Annotated in this window: 22 protein-coding genes and 1 pseudogene; 17 read left to right on the top strand and 6 right to left on the bottom strand. The window is 72.0% G+C overall.

Translation table 11 applies throughout. From position 1 onward, the window contains the following. The first annotated feature begins 68 nt into the window (after positions 1 to 68). The 4 genes from Q0R63_RS22330 (at position 69) to Q0R63_RS22315 (ending at position 2,816) form a co-directional block, all read left to right on the top strand. Positions 69 to 1,205, top strand: coding sequence for a TOBE-like domain-containing protein (locus tag Q0R63_RS22330; protein ID WP_295702298.1), 1,137 nt, complete (start codon positions 69 to 71; stop codon positions 1,203 to 1,205). Between the two features lie 54 nt (positions 1,206 to 1,259). Further along, positions 1,260 to 1,718, top strand: coding sequence for an Rrf2 family transcriptional regulator (locus tag Q0R63_RS22325; protein ID WP_295702296.1), 459 nt, complete (start codon positions 1,260 to 1,262; stop codon positions 1,716 to 1,718). Positions 1,719 to 1,959: 241 nt separating this feature from the next. Then, a complete protein-coding gene (gene rpsP, locus Q0R63_RS22320) occupies positions 1,960 to 2,571 on the top strand; it encodes a 30S ribosomal protein S16 (RefSeq protein ID WP_295702294.1) in 612 nt (203 codons plus the stop codon). Between the two features lie 2 nt (positions 2,572 to 2,573). Further along, a complete protein-coding gene (locus Q0R63_RS22315) occupies positions 2,574 to 2,816 on the top strand; it encodes an RNA-binding protein (RefSeq protein WP_295702292.1) in 243 nt (80 codons plus the stop codon). A gap of 186 nt (positions 2,817 to 3,002) precedes the next feature. On the opposite strand, the gene Q0R63_RS22310 is transcribed toward Q0R63_RS22315, so the two are convergent. Together Q0R63_RS22310 and Q0R63_RS22305 are read right to left on the bottom strand one after the other, a co-directional pair. Further along, positions 3,003 to 4,355 carry a 6-phospho-beta-glucosidase gene (locus Q0R63_RS22310; protein WP_295702290.1) on the bottom strand — a complete coding sequence of 451 codons (1,353 nt, stop codon included), beginning with the start codon at positions 4,353 to 4,355 and terminating at the stop codon, positions 3,003 to 3,005. Further along, a complete protein-coding gene (locus tag Q0R63_RS22305) occupies positions 4,352 to 5,137 on the bottom strand; it encodes a DeoR/GlpR family DNA-binding transcription regulator (RefSeq protein WP_295702288.1) in 786 nt (261 codons plus the stop codon). Before Q0R63_RS22305 ends, Q0R63_RS22310 begins: the two co-directional genes overlap by 4 nt. Positions 5,138 to 5,261: 124 nt before the next feature. Here Q0R63_RS22305 and rimM point away from each other — a divergent pair, with 124 nt between their 5' ends. Next, on the top strand, positions 5,262 to 5,810 hold the full coding sequence (gene rimM, locus Q0R63_RS22300) for a ribosome maturation factor RimM (protein ID WP_295702286.1): 549 nt from the start codon (positions 5,262 to 5,264) through the stop codon (positions 5,808 to 5,810). A 26-nt stretch (positions 5,811 to 5,836) separates the two neighbouring features. After that, positions 5,837 to 7,087, top strand: coding sequence for a tRNA (guanosine(37)-N1)-methyltransferase TrmD (gene trmD / locus Q0R63_RS22295; protein ID WP_295702284.1), 1,251 nt, complete (start codon positions 5,837 to 5,839; stop codon positions 7,085 to 7,087). On the opposite strand, the gene Q0R63_RS22290 is transcribed toward trmD, so the two are convergent. Further along, a complete protein-coding gene (locus tag Q0R63_RS22290) occupies positions 6,970 to 7,626 on the bottom strand; it encodes a TMEM175 family protein (protein ID WP_295702282.1) in 657 nt (218 codons plus the stop codon). The genes trmD and Q0R63_RS22290 overlap by 118 nt on opposite strands. Positions 7,627 to 7,852: 226 nt before the next feature. On the opposite strand from Q0R63_RS22290, the gene rplS reads away from it, so the two are divergent. The 10 genes from rplS (at position 7,853) to Q0R63_RS22240 (ending at position 17,079) form a co-directional block, all read left to right on the top strand. Then, positions 7,853 to 8,281: a 50S ribosomal protein L19 gene (gene rplS, locus Q0R63_RS22285; RefSeq protein WP_295702280.1), complete on the top strand. Its 429-nt coding sequence runs from the start codon at positions 7,853 to 7,855 to the stop codon at positions 8,279 to 8,281. Positions 8,282 to 8,324: 43 nt separating this feature from the next. After that, positions 8,325 to 8,951 (top strand): signal peptidase I, encoded by a 627-nt coding sequence (gene lepB / locus Q0R63_RS22280; RefSeq protein ID WP_295702279.1) that lies wholly within the window; start codon positions 8,325 to 8,327, stop codon positions 8,949 to 8,951. 2 nt (positions 8,952 to 8,953) lie between these two features. Next, positions 8,954 to 9,871 carry a signal peptidase I gene (gene lepB, locus Q0R63_RS22275; RefSeq protein ID WP_295702276.1) on the top strand — a complete coding sequence of 306 codons (918 nt, stop codon included), beginning with the start codon at positions 8,954 to 8,956 and terminating at the stop codon, positions 9,869 to 9,871. Positions 9,872 to 9,917: 46 nt separating this feature from the next. Next, positions 9,918 to 10,787, top strand: a complete 870-nt coding sequence (locus tag Q0R63_RS22270; RefSeq protein WP_295702303.1) for a ribonuclease HII — start codon at positions 9,918 to 9,920, stop codon at positions 10,785 to 10,787. A gap of 18 nt (positions 10,788 to 10,805) precedes the next feature. After that, positions 10,806 to 11,111, top strand: a complete 306-nt coding sequence (locus Q0R63_RS22265) for a DUF2469 domain-containing protein (RefSeq protein WP_295702274.1) — start codon at positions 10,806 to 10,808, stop codon at positions 11,109 to 11,111. A 133-nt stretch (positions 11,112 to 11,244) separates the two neighbouring features. Next, positions 11,245 to 11,679, top strand: coding sequence for a YraN family protein (locus Q0R63_RS22260; RefSeq protein WP_366521196.1), 435 nt, complete (start codon positions 11,245 to 11,247; stop codon positions 11,677 to 11,679). Continuing rightward, entirely contained in the window at positions 11,676 to 13,214 is a 1,539-nt protein-coding gene (locus Q0R63_RS22255) for a YifB family Mg chelatase-like AAA ATPase (RefSeq protein WP_295702272.1), read from the top strand. The genes Q0R63_RS22260 and Q0R63_RS22255 overlap by 4 nt, the downstream gene beginning before the upstream one ends. Then, on the top strand, positions 13,211 to 14,386 hold the full coding sequence (dprA, locus tag Q0R63_RS22250) for a DNA-processing protein DprA (protein ID WP_295702270.1): 1,176 nt from the start codon (positions 13,211 to 13,213) through the stop codon (positions 14,384 to 14,386). Before Q0R63_RS22255 ends, dprA begins: the two co-directional genes overlap by 4 nt. A gap of 465 nt (positions 14,387 to 14,851) precedes the next feature. Continuing rightward, complete coding sequence (locus Q0R63_RS22245; RefSeq protein WP_295702300.1) at positions 14,852 to 15,763, top strand: tyrosine recombinase XerC; 912 nt, start codon at positions 14,852 to 14,854, stop codon at positions 15,761 to 15,763. Positions 15,764 to 16,074: 311 nt separating this feature from the next. Beyond that, a complete protein-coding gene (locus Q0R63_RS22240; protein WP_295702268.1) occupies positions 16,075 to 17,079 on the top strand; it encodes a DUF3152 domain-containing protein in 1,005 nt (334 codons plus the stop codon). A gap of 113 nt (positions 17,080 to 17,192) precedes the next feature. Here Q0R63_RS22240 and Q0R63_RS22235 read toward each other — a convergent pair. The 3 genes and pseudogenes from Q0R63_RS22235 to Q0R63_RS22225 all read right to left on the bottom strand — a co-directional run. Then, a pseudogene (locus Q0R63_RS22235) lies at positions 17,193 to 17,678 on the bottom strand (M23 family metallopeptidase); the annotation flags it as partial. 152 nt (positions 17,679 to 17,830) lie between these two features. Further along, positions 17,831 to 19,000, bottom strand: coding sequence for a pyridoxal phosphate-dependent aminotransferase (locus Q0R63_RS22230; protein WP_295702266.1), 1,170 nt, complete (start codon positions 18,998 to 19,000; stop codon positions 17,831 to 17,833). An 84-nt stretch (positions 19,001 to 19,084) separates the two neighbouring features. Further along, on the bottom strand, positions 19,085 to 21,121 hold the full coding sequence (locus Q0R63_RS22225) for a DUF6541 family protein (protein ID WP_295702264.1): 2,037 nt from the start codon (positions 21,119 to 21,121) through the stop codon (positions 19,085 to 19,087). Between the two features lie 318 nt (positions 21,122 to 21,439). Here Q0R63_RS22225 and rpsB point away from each other — a divergent pair. Next, a partial coding sequence (rpsB, locus tag Q0R63_RS22220) for a 30S ribosomal protein S2 (RefSeq protein WP_295702262.1) occupies positions 21,440 to 21,694 on the top strand: 255 nt, incomplete at its 3' end.

Raw genomic sequence — 21,694 nt, 5'->3', positions numbered from 1 at the left:
CTCCTCATGGGCGTCGCCCTCGTCACACTCCTGTTCATGACCGTGCTGGACCGCCTACGGAGGACGCGATGATCAGCGTTGCCAACGCCCACAAGAGGTTCGGGGACTTCGCCGCCCTCGACGACGTCTCCCTCGAGATCCCCGACGGCTCGCTGACCGCGCTGCTCGGCCCGAGCGGGTCCGGCAAGTCGACCCTGCTGCGGGCCATCGCCGGTCTCGACGACCTCGACTCCGGGGTGATCACCATCGGTGGCCGCGACGTCACGGGCGTGACGCCGCAGCGCCGGGGCATCGGCTTCGTCTTCCAGCACTACGCCGCCTTCAAGCACATGACCGTCCGCGACAACGTCGCCTTCGGCCTGACGATCCGCAAGCGGCCCAAGGCCGAGATCACCCGCAAGGTCGACGACCTGCTCGAGATCGTCGGGCTCGCCGGCTTCCAGCACCGCTACCCCTCCCAGCTGTCGGGCGGTCAGCGCCAGCGGATGGCCCTCGCGCGCGCCCTCGCCGTCGACCCCGAGGTGCTCCTGCTCGACGAGCCCTTCGGCGCCCTCGACGCCAAGGTGCGGGCCGAGCTGCGCGTGTGGCTGCGCCGACTCCACAACGAGGTGCACGTGACGACGGTGCTCGTGACGCACGACCAGGAGGAGGCCCTCGACATCTCCGACCGGATCGCCGTGCTCCACCAGGGCCGGATCGAGCAGGTCGGCACGCCCGAGGAGCTCTACGACCGGCCGGCCAACACCTTCGTGATGTCGTTCCTCGGCCAGGTCTCGACCATCGAGGGTCGACTCGTGCGCCCTCACGACATCGTGCTCGAGCGCCTCGAGCCCGGCGCCGACGGTCAGGTCCCCCGGCCTTCCAAGGGCATCATCGCGACCGTCCGCAGGGTCGTCCGGCTCGGCTTCGAGGTGCGTGTCGAGCTCGTCGACGACGCCGACGGCACCGAGCTCGCCGCGCAGATCACCCGGGGCGAGCTCGACTCCCTGCACCTGCTCGAGGGCGACCGCGTCGTCGCGCGGGCCACCCGCGTCCCGGACCTCGCGCCGGTGGACGCCGTACCGGGATCGAAGGTGCCCACAGACGCCGTCGACCCGACGGAGGGAGCCGGGTCGGCGGCGGTCGGGGGCGGCGCGAGCGCCACGGGCGCCGACGTGGCGGCGTCAGCGCCGACGACCCCGGCCCAGGACGGCGCGCTGGTCTGAGCTCGCCGTGCGCGGCAGTCTCGCCCACCACCGGAGATGGGACACAATCGGGGCGTGGACATCTCGGCGAAGACGGACTACGCGGTCCGCGCGCTCCTCACCATCGCAGCGGAGCAGGAGCGCGGACCGGTCTCCGTCGAATCACTCGTGACGCACCAGGGTCTGCCCCGCAAGTTCCTCGAGTCGATCCTCGGTGACCTGCGCCGCGGCGGTCTCGTGGTCAGCCAACGGGGGCCCACGGGCGGCTACACCCTCGCCCGGCCCGCGACCGAGATCGCCGTCGGCGAGGTGTTCCGGGTCGTCGACGGGCCGCTCGCCGAGGTGCGCGGACTGCGCCCCCACGAGACGGAGTATGCCGGGGCGGCCAGCCACCTGCCGACCCTCTGGGTGGCGGTCCGTGCCAGCCTGCGCTCGGTCCTCGACGGGACGTCGATCGCCGACCTCCTCACCGGTCGGCTTCCCGAGCACGTGACCTCGCTCGCTGCCGAGCCCGACGCGTGGCAGAGCCGCTGAGGCCTCGCGTCCGGCAATGCGGTCCTGGCAGCTGAATCCCGGACGTCGTGCGTGGGGTTGCTCCGGGGTGGTCAGGTGGTCGGGTGGGCTGTCGCGGTCTGGCAGAATAGGCGGCTGTACCCGTCCGGAGCGGAGGCCCGCCTTCGCTCCCGGGACGCCTACCCCCGAGCTCCCGGCTCCCCGTGTGACTCTCACCCGGTCTTGCCGTGCTCACCACACAGAATCAGGAGACACCACACTCGTGGCCGTCAAGATCCGTCTGAAGCGCATGGGCAAGATCCGTGCACCGTTCTACCGTGTCGTCGTCATGGACTCGCGCGCCAAGCGCGACGGCCGGGCGATCGAGGAGATCGGCAAGTACCACCCGACCGAGGAGCCGTCGCTCATCGACATCGACTCGGCCCGCGCCCAGCACTGGCTCGCCCAGGGTGCGCAGCCGACCGAGGCCGTCGCCGCCCTGCTCAAGGTGACCGGCGACTGGCAGAGGTTCAAGGGCCTCGACGGAGCCGAGGGGACCCTGCGCTTCGCCAAGCCGAAGACGCCCAAGCGCGATCTCTACAACGCCGCGATCGCCGCGGCCGGTGGCTCGACCCTCGACACCCCGGACGGGTCGACGACCCCGAGGAAGAAGGCGGTCAAGGCGGCGCCCAAGGCCGAGAAGACCGACAAGGTCGAGCCGGCTCCCGCCGACGCTGCTCCCGAGGCGCCTGCTGCCGAGGCCGCGAAGCCCGAGGCCCCCGTCGCTGAGGCCCCCGTCGCTGAGGCCCCCGTCGCTGACGCGGCCACGCCCGAGGCGCCTGCTGCCGAGGCGGCCACGCCCGAGGCGCCTGCTGCTGAGTCGGCTCAGGCCTGATCGTGCTCGAAGAAGCGCTCGAGCACCTCGTCAAGGGCATCGTCGACAACGAGGAGGACGTCGTGGTGCGCCGCAAGGAGCTGCGCCGCGGCGAGATCCTCGAGGTCCGTGTGCACCCTGACGACCTGGGACGCGTCATCGGCCGCTCCGGCCGCACGGCGAGCGCCCTGCGCACCGTCGTCGGAGCCCTTGCCGGCGGCGGCACGGTCCGGGTCGACATCGTCGACACCGACCGCGCTGGCTGAGCGTCCGACCGCGCTGGCTGAGCGTCCAACAGCTTGGGGGGGCACGTGCTGGCGGTCCGGCCGACCGGGCCGCCTGACGGACAGGCACAGACCGCCGACCCGCCGACTCCACGCTCACTGCCTTGCCGCCCGCGAGCTCGTTCCTGTCGGTAGGGCGGGAGGCCGGGTACGCGCGGGTCCCGGTCGTCAGTCCCGACGGAAGAGCGCGTCGACCTCCGGGATCCGGGCACGGTAGCCCGCCAGCAGCTGTCGGCCGACCGCGACGGAGTCGACGAGCGGGTGCAGCGCGAAGGCCTCGACCGCCAGGGCGACCGAGCGGGTCGTGGCCGCCTCGATCACGAGCCGCTCCACGGTCTTGACCTGGAGCACGAGGCCCATCGGGTGCCCGGTCAGCGGAGCCGAGGCGAGCGGGTGGGCGCCGTCGGCATCGACCGTGCACGGGACCTCGACGACCGCGTCGGCCGGCAGACCGGCCAGCGTGGTCCCGTTCCGGACGTTGAGGAGCATCCCGGCCCGCTCGTTGCGGGCGATGGCGCCCATGATCGCCAGGGCCACGCCCTCGTATCCGCCACCCTCCACGTCGGCCGCGTCGCGCTCCTCGTCCGCCTCGCGGCTCTCCTTCATGTAGCTGGCGTCCCGCTCGTGCCGCACCCGCTGCCAGGCGGCATACGCGGTGGTCGGGCGGGCGGCGACCTCGGCGTAGAAGCCGAGCTGCTGGTCGAGGAGGTACTCGCCGCGGGTCTCGGCGCTGCCGATGATCGCGGCCAGGGCCTCGCGGGTGGAGTAGTAGTAGTAGAGGTACTCGTTGGGGATCGCGCCCAGGGTGGCGAGCCACTCGGGTCCGAAGAGCCGGCCCTCCTCGGTGCGGAGGAGCCGGTCCGGGTCGGCCAGCAGCTGGGGCAGCACGTCGACGCCCTCGTGCGTGAGGGTGCGCAGCCAACCGAGGTGGTTGAGCCCGGCATACCCGAAGGTGGTGCGGGCGGGGTCGAGGCCGAGGGCGCGAGCAGCGCGGCGCCCCAACCCGATCGGGGAGTCGCAGATGCCGATGACCCTCGGGCCGAGGACGGCCTGCATCGCCTCGGTGATCATCCCGGCGGGGTTGGTGAAGTTGATGACCCAGGCGTCGGGGGCGAGGGCGCGGACTCGCTCGGCCACCTCCACGGCGACAGGGACGGTGCGCAGCCCGTAGGCCAGTCCGCCGGGTCCTGTCGTCTCCTGGCCGAGCACCCCGAGGTCGAGGGCGACCCGCTCGTCCGCCGTGCGCCCCGCGAGGCCGCCGACCCGGAGCGCGGAGAAGACGAAGTCGGCGTCGCGGACGGCGTGGTCGAGGTCGCTCGTGGTCTCCACCGTCGGCGGCGACACCTCGCTCCCCGATGCGGCCGCCATCTGGGCGAGGACGCGGTCGATGGCCGACAGCCGCTCGGGGTCGACGTCGTAGAGGGTGACCGCGTCGACCCGGCGGTCGCTGTGGTCGCGCAGCAGGGCGCCGTAGACGAGGGGGACGCGGAAGCCGCCCCCACCGAGGATCGCGAGCTTCATACGGACCTCACCTCCACTCCTGCGGCCACGGCCAGCGCCAATGTCTGGGGGTCGGCGCCGACGTTGGTGACCATGATGTCGAGGTCGCCCACCAGGCAGATCCGGAGGGTGCCGGTGCCGGGGAACTTGTGCTGGTCGGCGACCAGGATGCTGCGTCGCGCCGCGGTGAGCAGGCCACGTTTGACCGGGACCTCGACGAGCGTCGTGTCGACGACGGCGCCGTCCGCCCGGACGCCGCTCGCGCCGATGACGGCGACGTCGGCTCGGAGCTGGCGCAGGTTGTCCTCGGTGAGGACGCCGGTGAGCGAGTGGTAGGCACGGCGCACCATGCCCCCGAGGACGATGAGCTCGACCCGCTCGTCGTCCCGGAGGACGTCGACGACGGCCAGGCTGGCGGTGACCACCGTGACCGGCCGTCCGACCAGCTCGCGGGCCACGATCTGGGTGGTCGTCCCGATGTCGAGCAGTACGGTGTCGCCGTCGGAGATCAGCCCGGCCGCCTCGCGGGCGACGGCCTGCTTGTCGGCGAGGTCGACCCGGGCGACCTCGGCGAAGGGGTGCCGGCGATCGGCGTCCTCGAGGTGTCCCTGCCCGGGGTCGGCGAGCAGCGCGCCACCGTGCACGCGGACCACGCGTCCGTCGGCCTCGAGCCGGTGGAGGTCCCGCCGGATCGTCGCGGTGCTGACACCGAGGTCCGCGCCGAGCTCCTCGACCGACACCGCACGGGGCGGCTGCTCGGCCCGCAACCGGGTCAGGAGGTCGAGGAGGCGTTGGTGGCGCACAACAGGAACCTATCAGTCAGTTCTGCGCAGCTTCGCGCAGTATCTGTCCGGAAGTGCACAGAAATGCTTGGTCGTGGGCGAGAGGTAAGCGTGAGCGGGGTCCGGGGTCTGAGAGGATCGGCGCATGGACGTCGTCGTGGCGCGGATCGGCAGACCGCACGGTCTGATGGGTGAGGTCACCGTCCAGACCCATACCGACGAGCCCCTGACCCGGTATGCCGCGGGCACGGCATACGAGACCCAGGCTCAGCCGGGCACCGGTGTGCCGCGCACCCTCGTCGTGCGCTCGTCGCGCCTGCACAACGGCACCTGGCTGCTGGCCTTCGAGGGGATCCCCGACCGCACCGGGGCCGAGTCGCTGCGCGGCACCCGGCTCGTCGTCGACAACGGCGACGACGTCGCCCAGGCCGACGAGCCGGCTACGGAGAGCAGTGAGTCGGGGGAGGCGTGGTACGAGGAGCAGCTCGTCGGGCTGGCCGTCCACCTGGGCGACGGCAGCCGCGTCGGCGAGGTGAGCGGGCTGGAGATTGGGGCCGCGCAGGACCTGCTCGTCGTGGACCTCGTGGGCGGGCGCACGGCCTACGTGCCGTTCGTCAGCGCCATCGTGCCGACCGTCGACGTCGAGGGTGGCCGCGTCGTCATCGACCCGCCACCCGGGCTGCTGGAGCTCTAGGCCGTGACCCCGCCGCACCTCGCGCCATGAGGATCGACATCGTCTCGATCTTCCCCGACTACCTCACGCCGCTCGACCTCTCCCTCATCGGCAAGGCGCGCGAGGACGGGCTGCTGGACGTGCGGGTGCACGACCTGCGCGACTTCGCCCACGACCGGCACCGCAGCGTCGACGACACCCCGTACGGCGGTGGCGCGGGCATGGTCATGCGGCCGGAGCCCTGGGGGGAGGCCCTCGACGCGGTGGCCGGCTCCGGCGACGGGGTGCCGCACCTGCTGGTCCCGGGCCCCGGTGGAGTGCCGTTCAGCCAGGCGATGGCGCGCGACCTCGCCGAGCAGCCCTGGCTGGCCTTCGCCTGCGGCCGTTACGAGGGGATCGACGAGCGGGTCGTCGAGGACTCGGCGACGCGAGGGCCGGTGACCGTCGTGTCGCTCGGCGACTACGTCCTCAACGGCGGCGAGGTCGCCGTGCTCGCCATGGTCGAGGCGGTCGCGCGGCTCGTGCCGGGGGTCATCGGCAACGCCGCCTCGCTCATCGAGGAGTCGCACGAGGACGGGCTGCTGGAGTACCCCGTCTACACCAAGCCACCGGTCTGGCGGGAGCGAGAGGTGCCCCCGGTGCTGCTGTCCGGCAACCATGCGGCGATCGCGAGCTGGCGCCAGCAGCAACGACTCTCGCGCACGGCATACCGGCGTCCGGACCTGCTGCACGCCTCCGCGACGCTGCAGGCTGCCGTCGGCGAAGGGCTCGGCGACGTGGCCGGCCTCCGGCTCGCGGTGGCGACCCCTGCCGACGCGCCCGAGCTGCTGGTCCTCCAACGAGCCTGCTGGGTCCCCGAGGCGCGCGCCAACGAGAGCTTCGACATCCCGCCGATGGTCGAGTCGCTGGAGGAGCTGCGTTCGTCCTTCGACGGCTGGACCACCTGGGTGGTCCGGACCGCCGGCCGGCTCGTCGGGTCGGTGCGCGGGCGGGTCTCGCCAGCCGACCCGGCAGTCTGGGAGACCGGGCGCTTGATGGTGGCGCCGGACCTCCAGGGTCACGGGCTCGGGCGGGCGCTGCTCGCCCACAACGAGGGCTGCGCACCGGACGGCTGCACGACGCTGTGGATCAACACCGGGTCGCGCAGCGCGGGCAACATCCGGATGTATCGGAAGGCGGGCTACCGCCTGACGCCGGGACCCGGCCGCTTCCCCGGCACCGTCGACCTCACCCGACTCGTCGTCCGTCGCCAGAGCCGCACCCCCGGTCCCGCGAGGAACAGCAGCAGCAGCGGGTAGTAGCTGGTCCTCGGGACGAGCAAGGTGATGGTGAGCGCGACGGCGTAGCAGACGAGCGCCCCCACGGCCGGTGCCGGATCGGGCCGCGCATCGCTGTCGCGGATGGAGCGGTTGCGTCCGATCGCCCAGCACAGCACCGCGAGCAGGGCGGAGCTGAGCGCGATCGTGCCGATGTAGAAGACCTTCGTCGTCGCCTGCGAGCCCGCCTGGGCGACGAGCGCCGTCGGGAAGGGCAGCACGACGATGGTCAGGGTCCAGGCCATCACCAGCCGGGTCACCAGCGGGTCGTGGGCGATGACCGTGCGGAGCACACGGTGCTGGTCGAACCAGAGGTTGGCGATGACGAGGAAGCTGAGGAGGAAGGCCAGGATCGGCGTGCCGTTGTCGACGAGCAGCGCCGCCACCGATCCGGTGCCGAGCTGCGCGCCGAGGCCGACCAGCGGCAGCACCAGGAGCGTGATGGCGATCGCCACGATGGCGTCGACGAAGGTGAGGAACCGCTCGAAGTCCCGGGATCGGTAGACCTGCTTGCTCGCCATAATGGGCAGGGTAGTGGGACCCTGCCTGTGGATTTCTCTCCCGGGCTCCTGCTCTGGCACACTGAGGGCTTGCGTCCGGCATAAGACGCGCCCCTGCCACAGGGGGAGGGCGACCGGCTCCAGGCTGGAGTCGTCGCACGAGGCCGGCCGGACGGCATACGAACCGGGGACGACACCGTCCCACGACCCGCGGTGTCCTGTGGCACCGGAAGAAAGCGAAGCAGTCATGCACAAGCTCGACGCCGTCGACCAGGCCTCCATGCGCGACGACATCCCCGCCTTCCGCGCCGGCGACACCCTCAAGGTGCACGTCAAGGTCATCGAGGGCACGCGCTCGCGCGTCCAGATCTTCCAGGGCGTCGTCATCCGCATCCACGGCGGCGGCATCGGCGAGACCTTCACGGTCCGCAAGGTCTCCTTCGGCGTCGGCGTCGAGCGCACCTTCCCGCTGCACACCCCCGTCATCGACAAGATCGAGGTCGTCACCCGCGGTGACGTCCGTCGCGCCAAGCTCTACTACCTGCGTGACCTGCGCGGCAAGGCCGCGAAGATCAAGGAGAAGCGCGACGCGATCCCGGAGAAGGGCGCCAAGAAGGCGGCCGCCAAGGCCGCCGCCCCCCGGGTCGCCGCGCCGCAGGATGCCGCCGCGGAGTGATCGGCTGACCTCCCGTATGCCGCCTGGCCGGGGCTGGCGGTGGGTGCGCCTGGTGGTGGTGGCCGTCGTCGTGGTCCTGCTGCTGCGGGCCTTCGTGGTCCAGTCCTTCTCGGTCCCGACGGGCTCGATGGAGCCCACCATCCAGCCCGGCGACCGGCTGCTCGCCGATCGGCTCGTGCGGGGACCATCGGTTCATCGCGGAGACGTCGTGGTCTTCGACGGGCGGGTCTCGTTCGGCAACCAGACCGACGGGACCACCGTCGACCGCGCGCTGCGGGGCCTGGCCTCGCTGGTCTCGATCGAGACGGGCACCGACTACGTCAAGCGGGTCATCGGCCTGCCCGGCGACCACGTCGTGTGCTGCGACACGCGCGGGCTGCTCACCGTCAACGGCGCCTCCGTCGAGGAGCCCTACCTCTTCCCGGGGGACGCGCCCAGCGCCCTGACCTTCGACGTGACGGTGCCGGCGGGCGACATCTGGGTGATGGGCGACCACCGCAGCGACTCGAGCGACTCGCGCGCCTACCTGGGCCGACCCGGGGGTGGCATGGTGCGGCTCGATGACGTGATCGGTCAGGCAACGGTGCGATACTGGCCGCTCGGTCGGCTGGGTAGCCTCGGTGGACCTGGCCCCTTGTCCACCGTTGTCGCACCCGGAGCTGGTCACTGACGATGTCGCACGAGACGCACGAGCAGGGCGGCGGCCCCCAGACCGGGGAGCTGGATCCCGACGAGTCCCGCCGGTCCTCTCCGCGGGGTCGCTCGGGTGACGACGGCAACGACGGCTACGACGACGACGACCTGGACGAGGGCGACGACAGCGAGGGCCGCGGACGCGCGTTCCTGCGCAACATCTGGGGCGGCATCAAGGAGATCATCATCATCGTCGTGATGGCGATGGTGCTCTCCTTCGTCGTCAAGACGTGGCTCATCCAGGCGTTCTACATCCCTTCCGGGTCGATGGAGAACACCCTGATGGTCGACGACCGCGTCATCGTCAGCAAGCTCACACCCGGACCGGTCGACCTCTCGCGCGGCGACATCGTCGTCTTCCAGGACCCCGACCACTGGCTCGGCAACCTGCCCGCGGCCCCACCCGAGCCCGGCGTGCGTGGTGCGATCCACCGTGGCCTGCAGTTCGTCGGACTGCTGCCCGACGACTCGGACGACCACCTCATCAAGCGCGTCATCGGCCTCCCGGGCGATCACGTGGTCTGCTGCGGCAAGGACGGCGGGCTGACCATCAACGGCGTGGAGATCACCGAGAACTACATCAAGCCCGGTGACACCCCCGGAGGTGGCAAGCAGCCGTTCGACATCGTCGTCCCCGCCGGTCGCGTCTGGGTCATGGGCGACCACCGCAGCGACTCCTCCGACTCCCGCTTCCACGACGACGGCACCGGCGCCACGGGCTCCGTCCCCATCGCCGACATCACGGGTCGCGCCGTGACCATCGTCTGGCCGGTCGACCACGTCGACTGGCTCTCCGTGCCCGGCAACGTCTACGGCAGCGTCCCCGCACCGAAGAGCACCCCGAAGGCCACGACCACCACCAAGCCCGCGACGACGGCGACCACCACCGCACCGTGAGCCCTCGCACGGTGGGGTGCTCGTGCCGACCCCTTGCGGGACGGCCGTGACCGGCGTCCGCAGTCGCAAGCCCTCGCTCCGGGTGGAGCGGGCGCTCCAGCGCGGCGGACACCGGGTGCTCGCGGGCATGGACGAGGTCGGTCGGGGTGCGCTCGCCGGTCCGGTCAGCGTGGGTGTCGTGGTGATCGACGAGACCTGCCGATCGGCCCCCACCGGGGTCAAGGACTCCAAGCTCCTCACGCCGTCGGCCCGGCAGCGGATGATCCGTCCGATCCAACGGTGGGCCAACGCGTATGCGGTGGGGCATGCCTCGCCGACCGAGATCGACGAGTTCGGGATCATGGGCGGCCTGCGGATGGCGGGCACCCGGGCGCTGGCCGCGATCGCCGCGGCCGGGATCGTCCCGGACCTGGTCATCCTCGACGGCAACCACGACTGGCTCACGCCGCCCGGAGAGGTGGGGCTCTTCGCGTTCGCCGAGGAGTCCGCCCGGACAGGGGTCTCGACCCCTCCGGTGACGACGATGATCAAGGCCGACCTCCGGTGCTCGTCCGTGGCGGCCGCGTCGGTGCTGGCCAAGGTCGAGCGTGACGCGATGATGGTCGGGATGAGCGGTGACCACCCGGCATACTGCTGGGCGGTGAACAAGGGGTATGCCGCGCCGGAGCACCTGGAGGCGCTGCGCGTCCACGGCCCCAGCGTCCACCACCGGCTGTCCTGGCGGCTGCCCTCGGCGCAGGTGGTAGAACAGGGGGACAGCCTTCCCGGCATGGCGCCGCAGGGGCCGGTCAGGCTTGCCGTCGGGGCTCCGGGCGGGCCCGACGCCATGCAGGAGGTGGTCGGGGCCAACCGGGGGCCGACCGGGGCGGACAAGACGGACTGGACGGACGACGCGATGGACCTGAGCAACCGATGAGCAACCGATGAGCAGCCGATGAGCAGCGAGGATCTCGAGAAGTACGAGACCGAGATGGAGCTGCAGCTCTATCGCGAGTACCGCGACGTGGTCTCCCTCTTCACCCACGTGGTCGAGACCGAACGCCGGTTCTACCTGTGCAACTCGGTCGACATGAAGGTGCGCAGCGACGGGGGCGAGGTCTTCTTCGACGTCACGATGACCGACGCCTGGGTGTGGGACATCTACCGGCCGGCCCGGTTCGTCAAGACGGTGCGGGTCGTGACCTTCAAGGACGTCAACATCGAGGAGCTCCCCAAGAGCGACCTCGAGCTGCCGTCGTAGGAGGGGTGTCCGCGCACCTGGGGGTGACGGGACGCGGGGTGGTTGTCCACACCCCCCCTCGCGTTCGTCCCACGATCCACAGGCTCTCAGCGGGGGCTGTCGCTGAGGGTCGGTCCGCCGCGAGGCTGGGCGCATGCAGACCGAGCCCCTGGACGCCGAGCCCCTGGACGCAGAGCCCCTAGAAGCAGAGCCGACGAGCCCTATGCCAGAAGGGCGCTCGGCGGCGCTCGGGCGTTATGGCGAGCAGCTGGCCGTGCGATACCTGCGCGAGCAGGGGCTCGAGATCGTCGAGCGCAACTGGCGGTGCGAGATGGGGGAGATCGACATCGTCGCGCTCGACGGGCGCTGCCTGGTCGTGTGCGAGGTGAAGACCCGCCGCTCGACAGCCTTCGGGCCCCCCATCGGTCAGGTCACGGCTGCCAAGCTGGCGCGGTTGCGCCGACTCGCGGCGGCGTGGCTGCGTGAGCACGACTCGCACGTGGACGACGTGCGGATCGACGTCATCGGGGTGCTGCGACCCCGACGCGGGCCAAGCCAGCTGGAGCACCTGGTGTCGGTGGCGTCGTGACGCTGGGGCGGACCCGCGCGGTCGGTCTGCACGGCCTGGCGGGCTTCGTGGTGGAGGTCGAGGTCGACGTGTCGGCGGGGCTGCCACAGTTCCTCGTCAGCGGCCGGCCCGACGCGTCCTGCAAGCAGTCGCCGGACCGGGTGAAGGCGGCGGCCGCGAACTGTGGTCACCAGGTGGCACAACGGCGGGTGACGGTCAACCTGTCGCCCGCGTCGGTGCCCAAGATCGGGTCGGGATTCGATCTCGCGATCTGTGTCGCGGTGCTCGCGGCCTCGGAGACGATCGAGCGGCGGGTGGTGGAGGACGTGGTCCACCTCGGGGAGCTGGGTCTCGACGGGACGGTCCGGCCCCTGCGGGGGGTGCTGCCACTGGTGCTGGCCGCGGCCAGGGCCGGGGTGCGGCACGTCGTCGTCCCGGTCGCCAACGCCGCCGAGGCGCGGTTGATCCCCGGGATCCGGGTGCATCCCGTAGCTCACCTGGGTGAGCTGGTCGAGCGCTATCGACTGCTGGCCGCAGGGGTGACCCCTCCCGAGGTGGAGGAGCCGGTGCATCCCGTCCCGCCGGAGGTCGGCTGGCCCGATCTCGTCGACATCGTGGGTCAGGACGAACCGCGTCGCGCGCTGGAGACGGCGGCAGCGGGTGGGCACCATCTCTACCTGGTGGGTCCGCCCGGCGCCGGCAAGACGATGCTGGCAGAGCGGTTGCCGGGGCTGCTGCCGCCCCTTGACGACGAGCAGGCCATGGAGGTCACCGCGGTCTCCTCGATCCTCGGCATGCCGGGGGTCCTGACCGCCCTGGAGCGTCGGCCGCCGCTCGTGGCACCCCACCACGGGGCGTCGATGCCGGCCATCGTCGGGGGCGGGACCAACCCTGTGGTCCCCGGGGCGGTCACGCAGGCCCACCACGGGGTCCTCTTCCTCGACGAGGCCCCGGAGTTCCAGTCCGGCGTGCTCCAGGCCCTGCGCCAGCCCGTCGAGTCGGGTGTCGTCGTCATCGGCCGGGCGATGGGCCGGTTCCTGTTCCCCTGCCGTTTCCAGCTCGTCCTGGCGGCCAACCCGTGCCCCTGCGGGCTGGGCTACGGCAAGGGCGACCGTTGCCGGTGCTCGTCACTGCGGCGCAACACCTACCAGAACAAGCTGCGGGGCCCGTTGCTCGACCGGGTCGACATCCAGGTGTTCGTCCCCGCACCGTCGCGGGCCACCCTGATCCTCGAGCCGGGCGAGACGACGGCCGTGGTGGCGGCTCGGGTCCGTGAGGCGCGTGCCATCCAGGGCGAGCGCTGGGGGCACCTCGGCTACCGGGTCAACGCCCACGTCCCGGGCCCGGTGTTTCGCGACGGTCCGATGCGCCTGTGTCGGGCCGTGACCCACGACCTCGACGCGGCGCTCGACCGGGGCCTGTCGATGCGTTCATACCACCGCTGCCTCAAGCTCGCCTGGACCCTGGCCGACCTGCGCGGGGCCGACGTGCCCGACGGCGACGACGTGGGCATGGCTGTCGGGCTCCGCTGCCAGGATGGCGAGCTGGCGGCATGACGTCCGTGGGAGAGAAGGCGTCGGGCGTCGAGCCACGGCAGGCGGTCGAGCCGGTCCGGGGTCCGGTCGTATCGCCGGGGGAGCGGCGGGCCCGAGCGGCCTGGAGCCGGATCAGCGAGCCCGACGACGCCCGCGCCGGGGCGCTGGTGCGTGAGTTCGGTGCAGAGCAGGCCCTCGCCGACGTGCTCAGCGGGTCGTCCAGTGTGCCCGAGGTGTTCCGGATGCGGGCGGAGCGGCTCGCCATCGATCGGGACCTGGAGATCGCGCACCAGGTGGGGGCTCGGATCGTGTGTCCGGGGGACACGGACTGGCCCGAGGGCGTCGACGACCTCCCGCACCCGCCGATCTGCCTCTGGGTGCGCGGTCCGGGTGACCTCGCCCTCCTCGCGTCGCGGTCGGTGTCGATCGTCGGGGCCCGGAGCAGCACCCGCTACGGGGAGATGATGGCGAACGACCTCGCGGCCGGGGTGGCCGATCGCGGCTTCGGCGTCGTGTCCGGCGCCGCCTTCGGCATCGACGGCGCTGCCCACCGTGGGGCGCTCGCCGTGGACGGCTTCACGGTCGCCGTCCTCGCAGGCGGGGTGGAACGCGCCTATCCCGTGGCGCACTCACGGCTGATCGAGGCCATCGCGGAGTCCGGTGCCGTGATCTCCGAGGTCGCGCCGGGGTCGGCGCCCACGCGCCCGAGGTTCCTTCTGCGCAACCGGCTCATCGCTGCCCTCACCTGCGGGACCGTCGTCGTCGAGGCCGGCCTGCGATCCGGCTCCCTCAACACCGCCCGCACGGCCGTCGACCTCGGCCGACCGGTCGGTGTGGTCCCGGGCCCGGTGACGTCGATGGTGTCCGCGGGGTGTCACCAGGCGTCCCGCGACGGCATGGCCGTCCTCGTCACGGACGTGGCCGAGGTGGTCGACCTCCTCGGTGCCTACGGTTCCGAAGCCGCCCCCCGACCTCGTGGCCCGTCCCGTCCCACCGACGACCTCGACCCCGTCGACGCCCAGGTGCTCGCGGTCGTGCCGTTCCGCAAGGCGATCGACGCGACCGCCATCGCCCTCGCGGCCGGCCTCGCACCCCACGCGGTCGCCGCCGGCCTGCCCCGGTTGGCGCTCGTGGGCCTCGTGGTCCGCGACGGCGCCGGCTGGAAGAAGGTCCCCGAGAAGCGGACGCCCTGACCCCGGAGCTTGGCTGGCGGCCCGGGCAGCGCGTGATCCCTTGCGTCCGCGGGAGTGGTGGTGAGAGCGACCAGTTCGCGGACGTTGCGGCATACCCGGGGGGCCGGGACGTCCGTGCGGAGGCGATACCGGTGTCTTGTTGCCGCGGACGTTGCGGTAAACCCGGGGGCGGGACGTCCGTGCGGAGGAGACACCGGTGTCTCGTTGTCGCGGACGTAGCGTGGTGGCGCCGAGTCGGGACCGTGACCTCCTGCGGCCGCGTCGTTGCCCGCCTCTGTCCGAGCGTTATGACACGGTTGTTGGGTGAGCCGTCCCGTCGTTGCCGAGCTGCCGGGTGGCCTGGTCGACGAACCCGCCGGGCCGGGCGACGCCGGTGCGGTCGCCCCCGTCGCTCTCTCGGGCGACCCGGCTTCTCCCGCTTCTCCGGCTCATCCCGCGGCGTCTCCGGAACCGGAGCGGGAGTCGATGGGTGAGGCCGCTCGCTCGATGGTCGTCGACTTCGACCGGCACCTCGGGTCCGAACGGGGCCGGTCCGTGCACACCCGGCGGGCCTACGTCTCGGACGTCACCGGGCTGCTGGAGTTCGCTGCCGCCCGTCGCGGGGTGCTCGCGGTCGAGGGGCTGCGTCTCGTCGACCTGCGGGCGTGGCTGGCCGACCTGTCGCAGTCGGGAGCCGCCCGGTCGACCATCGCTCGCCGGGCTGCTGCCGCGCGGACGTTCCTGCGCTGGGCGACCCGGACCGGGCGCATCCTCCTCGACCCGTCGCTGCGCCTGGTCGCACCCCGACGCAATGCCACCCTGCCCGGCGTGCTGCGGCAGGGCGAGGCGAGCGACCTGCTGGAGGTCGCCGCGCTGGCCGCGGACGACGACGACCCGCTCCACGTGCGCAACCTCGCTGTCCTCGAGCTCCTCTACGCGAGCGGCATCCGGGTGGGTGAGCTCGTTTCTCTCGACGTCGATGACCTCGATCTCCACTCGGACGTCGTCCGGGTCATGGGCAAGGGGGCCAAGGAACGCACGGTCCCCTACGGCGCGCCCGCGCACCGGGCTCTCGAGGCATGGCTCGCCCGCCGCTCAGCGGTGGCCACCACGAACAGTGGATCGGCACTCTTTCTCGGCCGCCGCGGCCGGCGGATCGATCCTCGCCAGGCCCGCGAGGTGGTGCATGCTCTCATGGCTCATGTGCCGGGTGCGCCCGACCTCGGGCCCCACGGCCTCCGCCACAGCGCGGCGACCCATCTGCTCGAGGGCGGTGCCGACCTGCGGATGGTGCAGGAGCTGCTCGGGCACGCGAGCCTCGCGACGACCCAGATCTACACCCACGTCTCCGTCGACCGCCTGCGAAACTCCTACAACCTGGCCCATCCCCGCGCCTGACCGGCTCCGGCACTCCTGTCGCTCATGAGCCCCACCCCGCGACCAATGATGTGCAACGCCGGGCATACCGGGCGCTGTGGCGAGCCGGGCTGGCGTTGAACGCAGACATCGGCTTGAGTGGGCGAGGGCGCCGTCCGACACGCCGCAGTTCGGGCAACGACGGTCGCGCTCGTCGTCAGAGGTCGATCATGGGACCCATGGCACAGCGGGTGGGGACGGCGGGCGGATCGGGACCGCGCCGCCACCTGTCACTGGGCACGGCAGCAGCACGGCAGCAGCACGGCAGGCCACCGCTATCCGAACAGGAGACCATGACCCGCACCGAGCTGCCTCCGGATCGCACCCGCCCCACCGGGAACGCGACACCGGTGTCGACCCGACGCACGGCGGCGCGGCAGCGGATGCGGTTGCGGCGGACCGTCGTCCTCGCGGTGGGGGTCCTCCTGGTCAGCACGGTCACGGCGCGATGGCTCGAGGACTCCGGTGACGTCTCGGTCGCCACGGCACACCTCGCCGCCGCGCAGACGATCACCGGTCCGCTGCGGACGGAAGCAGGCTCGGCACGTCCGGCGACTCTGCCCCCACGGGCATCCTCGACGCCGTCGGTCGGCGCAGCGATCACCCCCGTCGCCCCGACTCTGCCGAGCACACCCGTCACAGCCGCACCCGTCACGCCGACCGGGCCCGGCACCAGTGCACCGCCACACGCCGACGACGAGTCCGGTGGCTCGGCAACGACCGTCCCGGCGAACGCGACGGTCACCGTCCCCGCCACGGGCGCCGGAACCATCAGCGCGCTGACGATCCCTGCCGGTGAGGTGAAGGCCTCGGGCCGCACGGTTCGCTACTCGATCGAGATGGAGAACGGGCTCCCTGTCCCGACGGCGGAGTTCGCGGCTGCTGTGCAGACCGTCCTCACCGACCCACGCGGATGGCAGACCAAGGACGGCGTGCGCTTCGTGCCCGTCGCCCCGGCGGACCTTGCGGCCGGCGCGCCGGTCGATGTCAGGGTCACCCTCGCGAGTCCTGCGTTGACGGCCAAGCTCTGTGCGCCGCTCGACGTGTCGGCCCAGCAGGTGTCCTGCTGGAACGGCAGTCGCGCCGTGCTCAACCTCACTCGGTGGATGCTCGGCTCGACGACCTACGGCACCGATCTCGCGCAGTACCGCATCTATCTCATCAGCCACGAGGTCGGTCATGGACTCGGCCACGGGCACGTCCTCTGTCCCGGTCCGGGAAAGCCGGCACCGGTCATGGTCCAGCAGACCAAGAGCCTCGAGGGCTGCGTCGCGTCACCCTGGCCGACCGGCACCTGACCCACCGGTCGTCCGCGCCGATGCTCCCCCGGCCCCTTGGCCGTCAGCCCCGAAGCCGACAAGGGGAGGAGGACCACCCGGCGGGGGACGACGAACGCGAGGGGATCGAGGTAGGTCGCGCCACGCAGCACGCCCCAGTGCAGACAGGTCGCGGGGGAGCAGTGACCGGGAAGGGCGTCCATCGTCCCGACGACGTCGCCGGCGCGGACCGACGTCCCGACATCGGCGGCAGGAAGAACCGGCTCCAGGGTGCTCCGCAGGCCATCCGGGTGGCTGATGACGACGACCGGCCGGCCGGCGATCACGCCGGCGAACGTCACCGTCCCGCCTCGAGGAGCTCGGACCTGCTGCCCCACGGCGGCCGCGAGGTCGACCCCGCGATGGCCTGCCCCCCAGGCGTCGGCCGGCGGGTCGAAGCGTGCGACGACGACCGGCTCCGGACGCAGCGGCCACACCCATCGCTCCGGGGTCACCGGCGGACCGGCGCCCGCGACCGGAACGAGCAGTGACAACGCCGGGAGCAGTGGCAGCACCGGGAGCAGCGACAGCCCCGGGACCAGGGACAGGGCTCGGAGCAGCGGACCGGGAAGTAAGAACATCACCACACCCTCGGGTAGTCGGCCCGCCCGGCGCCAGAGCGGTGTCAAGGGCTGTGGATCGTGGGACGACGGCACCGGGGGATGTGGACAACTCCGCGCGCAGCCACCGCTCCCACCGTGCAGGCCCGGTCCGGCCGGCGCGAGGATGGGACCTAGCCCAACGACGCCCGCAGTCCGGCCAGCCGGGCGGCGGCCTCCACCAGCACCTCGTCCTTCTTGCAGAAGGCGAAGCGCACGAGGGTCGCGGCAGCGTCGACGTCGTCGTGGAATACCGACACCGGCACCCCGACGACCCCACAGCGCGCGGGCAGCTCGCGGCAGAACTGCAGCGCGTCGACCGCGCCGAGCGGTGCCGCATCGGCGATGACGAAGTACGTGCCGCCAGGGCGGGACACGACCAGGCCGGCCGCAGCCAGCCCCTCGCAGAGGAGATCGCGCTTGCGCTCCAGGGCGGAGGCGATACCGGCATACACCTCGTCGCCCAGGCCGAGCGCGGCCGCGACAGCGGGCTGGAAGGGGCCGGAGGCGACGTAGGTGAGGAACTGCTTGACGTCGCGGGCCGCCGTCACCGCGGCCTGCGGACCGGTCACCCAGCCGACCTTCCAGCCGGTCGCGGAGAAGGTCTTGCCCCCGGACGAGATGGTGATCGTCCGGTCCGCCATCCCGGGCAGCGTGGCGACGGGGATGTGCTGGCGTCCGTCGAAGACGAGGTGCTCGTAGACCTCGTCCGTCACGACCCAGGCGTCGTGCTCGCGGGCGAGGGAGCAGACGAGGTCGAGCTCCGCGCGGGTGAAGACCTTCCCCGTGGGGTTGTGCGGGGTGTTGAGCAGGACGAGCTTCGTCTTGTGCGAGAACGCTGCTCGCAGGGACGCCTCGTCGACGGCGAAGTCGGGGAAGCGCAGCACCGATGTGCGGCGGGTCGCCCCGGCGAGGGCGATCGTCGCGGCATACGAGTCGTAGTAGGGCTCGAACGTGACCACCTCGTCGCCCGGGTCGCAGAGGCCCATGACGACCGACGCGACGCCCTCCGTGGCGCCCGCGGTGACGAGCACCTCGCGTCGCGGGTCGAGCGCGATGCCGTAGAACCGCTCCTGGTGCGCGGCGATCGCGTCTAGGAGCTCGGGCACACCGGGACCGGGCGGGTACTGGTTGCGGCCACCGTCGATCGCAGCCTTCGCCGCCTCGAGCATCGACGGCGGGCCGTCGGTGTCGGGGAACCCCTGACCGAGGTTGATCGCCCCGGTCGCGCTCGCGAGCGCCGACATCTCGGCGAAGATCGTGGTGCCGAACGCGTGCACCGGAGCATTCGAGAACCTGGGCATGGGATCGAGGCTAGCCCGACGTCCTGGCCGCAGAGGAGTCGTATGCCGCTCGGCCGGCGCCTCAGGGCTGGTGGGGCTGCCGCCTCAGGGCTGGTTGGGCTGCACCCCGAAGCCGCAGGCGTCGATCCGGTAGAGCGTGTAGCGTCCCGCCGTGGCGATCCGGACGAGGCCCGCGACACCGCGCAGGTCGTCCATCCCCGTGGTGCGCTCAGCGAGGTTGAGCCGGTAGGTCACCAGGCCCGTGATGGCGTACTGCACGTTGGTCCGGCGCAGGGCGTCACAGACGTCGGTCCGCGTCGTCACATCACGCAGGTGCAGGCCGATGAGGGCGCTGTCGCGGTCGGGGTTGAGCAGCAGGGAGTCGAAGAGGACCTTGCGGTGGTGGAGGGCGTAGAGCAGGCCCGATCCGTTTGCCGGGACGTCGGCGGTGACGACGTCAGCGGGGATCAGGGCCGCCAGGGTGCCCAGATCGGCGTCCTGCTCGGCGGTGAGGAGGACGGCCTCCGGCTCGGGCGGGTGGTAGAAGTTCGAGATGAGTGTGCTGGCGACGGAGTGCGACAGGCCGCCGCTCACCGTGACGAGGACCAGCAGGGCGGCGACGCCCGTGGTGACCCGCACGGCGCGATCGTCCGTCACCAACCGCCCCGACCCGCCCGACCGGCGCGAGCCACCCCATCGCTTCCCGGCCCTGGCCAGGAGCGGCTGGAGGCCGGCGACCGCGGCGACGAGCAGCAGCACGAGCGGGATGGCGGCGAGCGCGGCGAGTCGGTACTTGTCGTTGTACCAGTACCCGGTCAGCAGGTCGCCGGCCACGGTCCGCGGGCCCGCCGCGAGCACGTAGAGCAGGAGGCAGAAGGCCTCCACCACCAGGACCCAGCGCAGCTCACGCCGTCGTGCGCAGACCACGACCCCGACGAGGGCGAGCAGCGGAAGGCCCAGCTGCCGCCCCGACGTCTGCAGGGACAGCAGCCCCACCTCGCCCAGCGCCGGCACGACGCCGGTGGTCGAGCTGGGCCGGTAGCTCATCGTGTTGGCGACCTGCTGCGACACGCGCGGGAGGACGACGAGGACAGCCAGGCTCCCCACGACCAGCAGGCCCGCGTCGAGCAGGGCGCGCCTCCGACTTCGGCCGGGGGTCCGGGTCGCGCGGCCCGCCCGGTTCGTGAGGAGGCCGAGGACGACGATCATCACGAGCGAGACGAGGCCGTTGGGGTGGACGAGGGTGAACCCCGGCACCGCTGCGAGCACCCCCAGGCCGATCCTCGACCGCGTCACGGGATCGAGGGCGGCACCGCCGGGGTGTGCGGATCCTCCGACGACACCTGCTGCGAGCAGGGCCGGCCCGAGGATGCCGGGGAGCAGCGCCGTCGCGAGCAGGTTGGGCCAGAGGACCCCCCACCCCATGAGGAGGTAGGGGAAGGTCGTCACGGCGGCGGACGCCAGGCCGGCAGCGACGAGCACCACGGCTCGGCGCCCCAGCACCAGTCGCGCGAGGACGACGCAGCCGAGGGGGAAGAACACCGCCGCCCCCGCTAGGGCGGTGAGGTTGGCGGCGGTGACGATGTCGAGCCCAGGCAGCACCTGCATCGTGCTGGCGGCGAGATCGTGGAAGCCGCTCGGGTAGGAGACCGGTGGACCGATCGACGAGAAGGAGCCGCTGTCGAGGAAGGCCCGGATCCGGTTGAGGTGAGCGACGACGTCGGTGCTGTCGACGAGGTCACCGGGAGTGCCGATCGACGGCAGGCTCGCGGCCAGGATCACGATCGCGCCCATCAGCACCGATCCCGCGGCGACGAGCAGGGTGCGGGGGGAGTCCGGCCGGGCCGTGGGAGGACGGGGTCGTCGCGACGCCTGCCAGCCGAGCCGCAGCGCCAGGCCCACGAACCACGAGGCGAGCACCCAGGCCAGGCTGAAGACCACCAGCAGCAGGGGCGACCAGTCGACCGACAGCAGGTGTGCGGCGATCGGCGAGAGGGTCAGGGAGGTGAACCCCAGGCTCGGCGCGAGGCCCCAGGCCACCAGCCCGCGCAGCCCGACGGCATACGCCATCGCCGTGCCCGGCAGCAGCACGATGGCGAGCAGGACGACGAAGGCCGGCGCGACGGACCACCAGGCGCTCATGGTGGGGGACGATAGCCGTCGCCGATTTCACCCCCGACACCCCCACGCCGTACGATGCAGGCACGACTCTCCCGGACCCACCGCCCCGCTCGTCGGGATCGGCGCCGAAGGGTCGAATTCGCGCGTCTTCCGTCGGCCGACGAACACCCTCCGCAGCGAGGCGACCTCCGAGGCCGGGACGCACCACGGCAGTCCGGTATGCCGGGCAGCGACATCCGCTGCCCAGCCCGTCGGCGGGGTGCGCATGCAGGCGCCAGGTCGCACCGGGCTCCCGCCCTCCGCGAGAACAACTGTCAATTACTGAGGGAGAACAACGGCATGGCCGTCGTCACCATGCGCCAGCTCCTCGAGAGCGGCGTCCACTTCGGGCACCAGACCCGTCGCTGGAACCCCAAGATGAAGCGCTTCATCATGACCGAGCGCAACGGCATCTACATCATCGACCTGCAGCAGTCGTTGACCTACATCAACAACGCCTACGAGTTCGTCAAGGAGACCGTCGCCCACGGTGGCACGATCCTCTTCGTCGGCACGAAGAAGCAGGCCCAGGAGCCCATCGCCGAGCAGGCGACG

Origin of the sequence: Lapillicoccus sp. (genome assembly GCF_025353065.1) — a bacterium.
Lineage (GTDB): Bacteria > Actinomycetota > Actinomycetes > Actinomycetales > Dermatophilaceae > Lapillicoccus.
The sequence above is the reverse complement of the archived record's forward strand: the minus strand, read 5'-3'. Positions and strand labels throughout refer to the sequence as shown.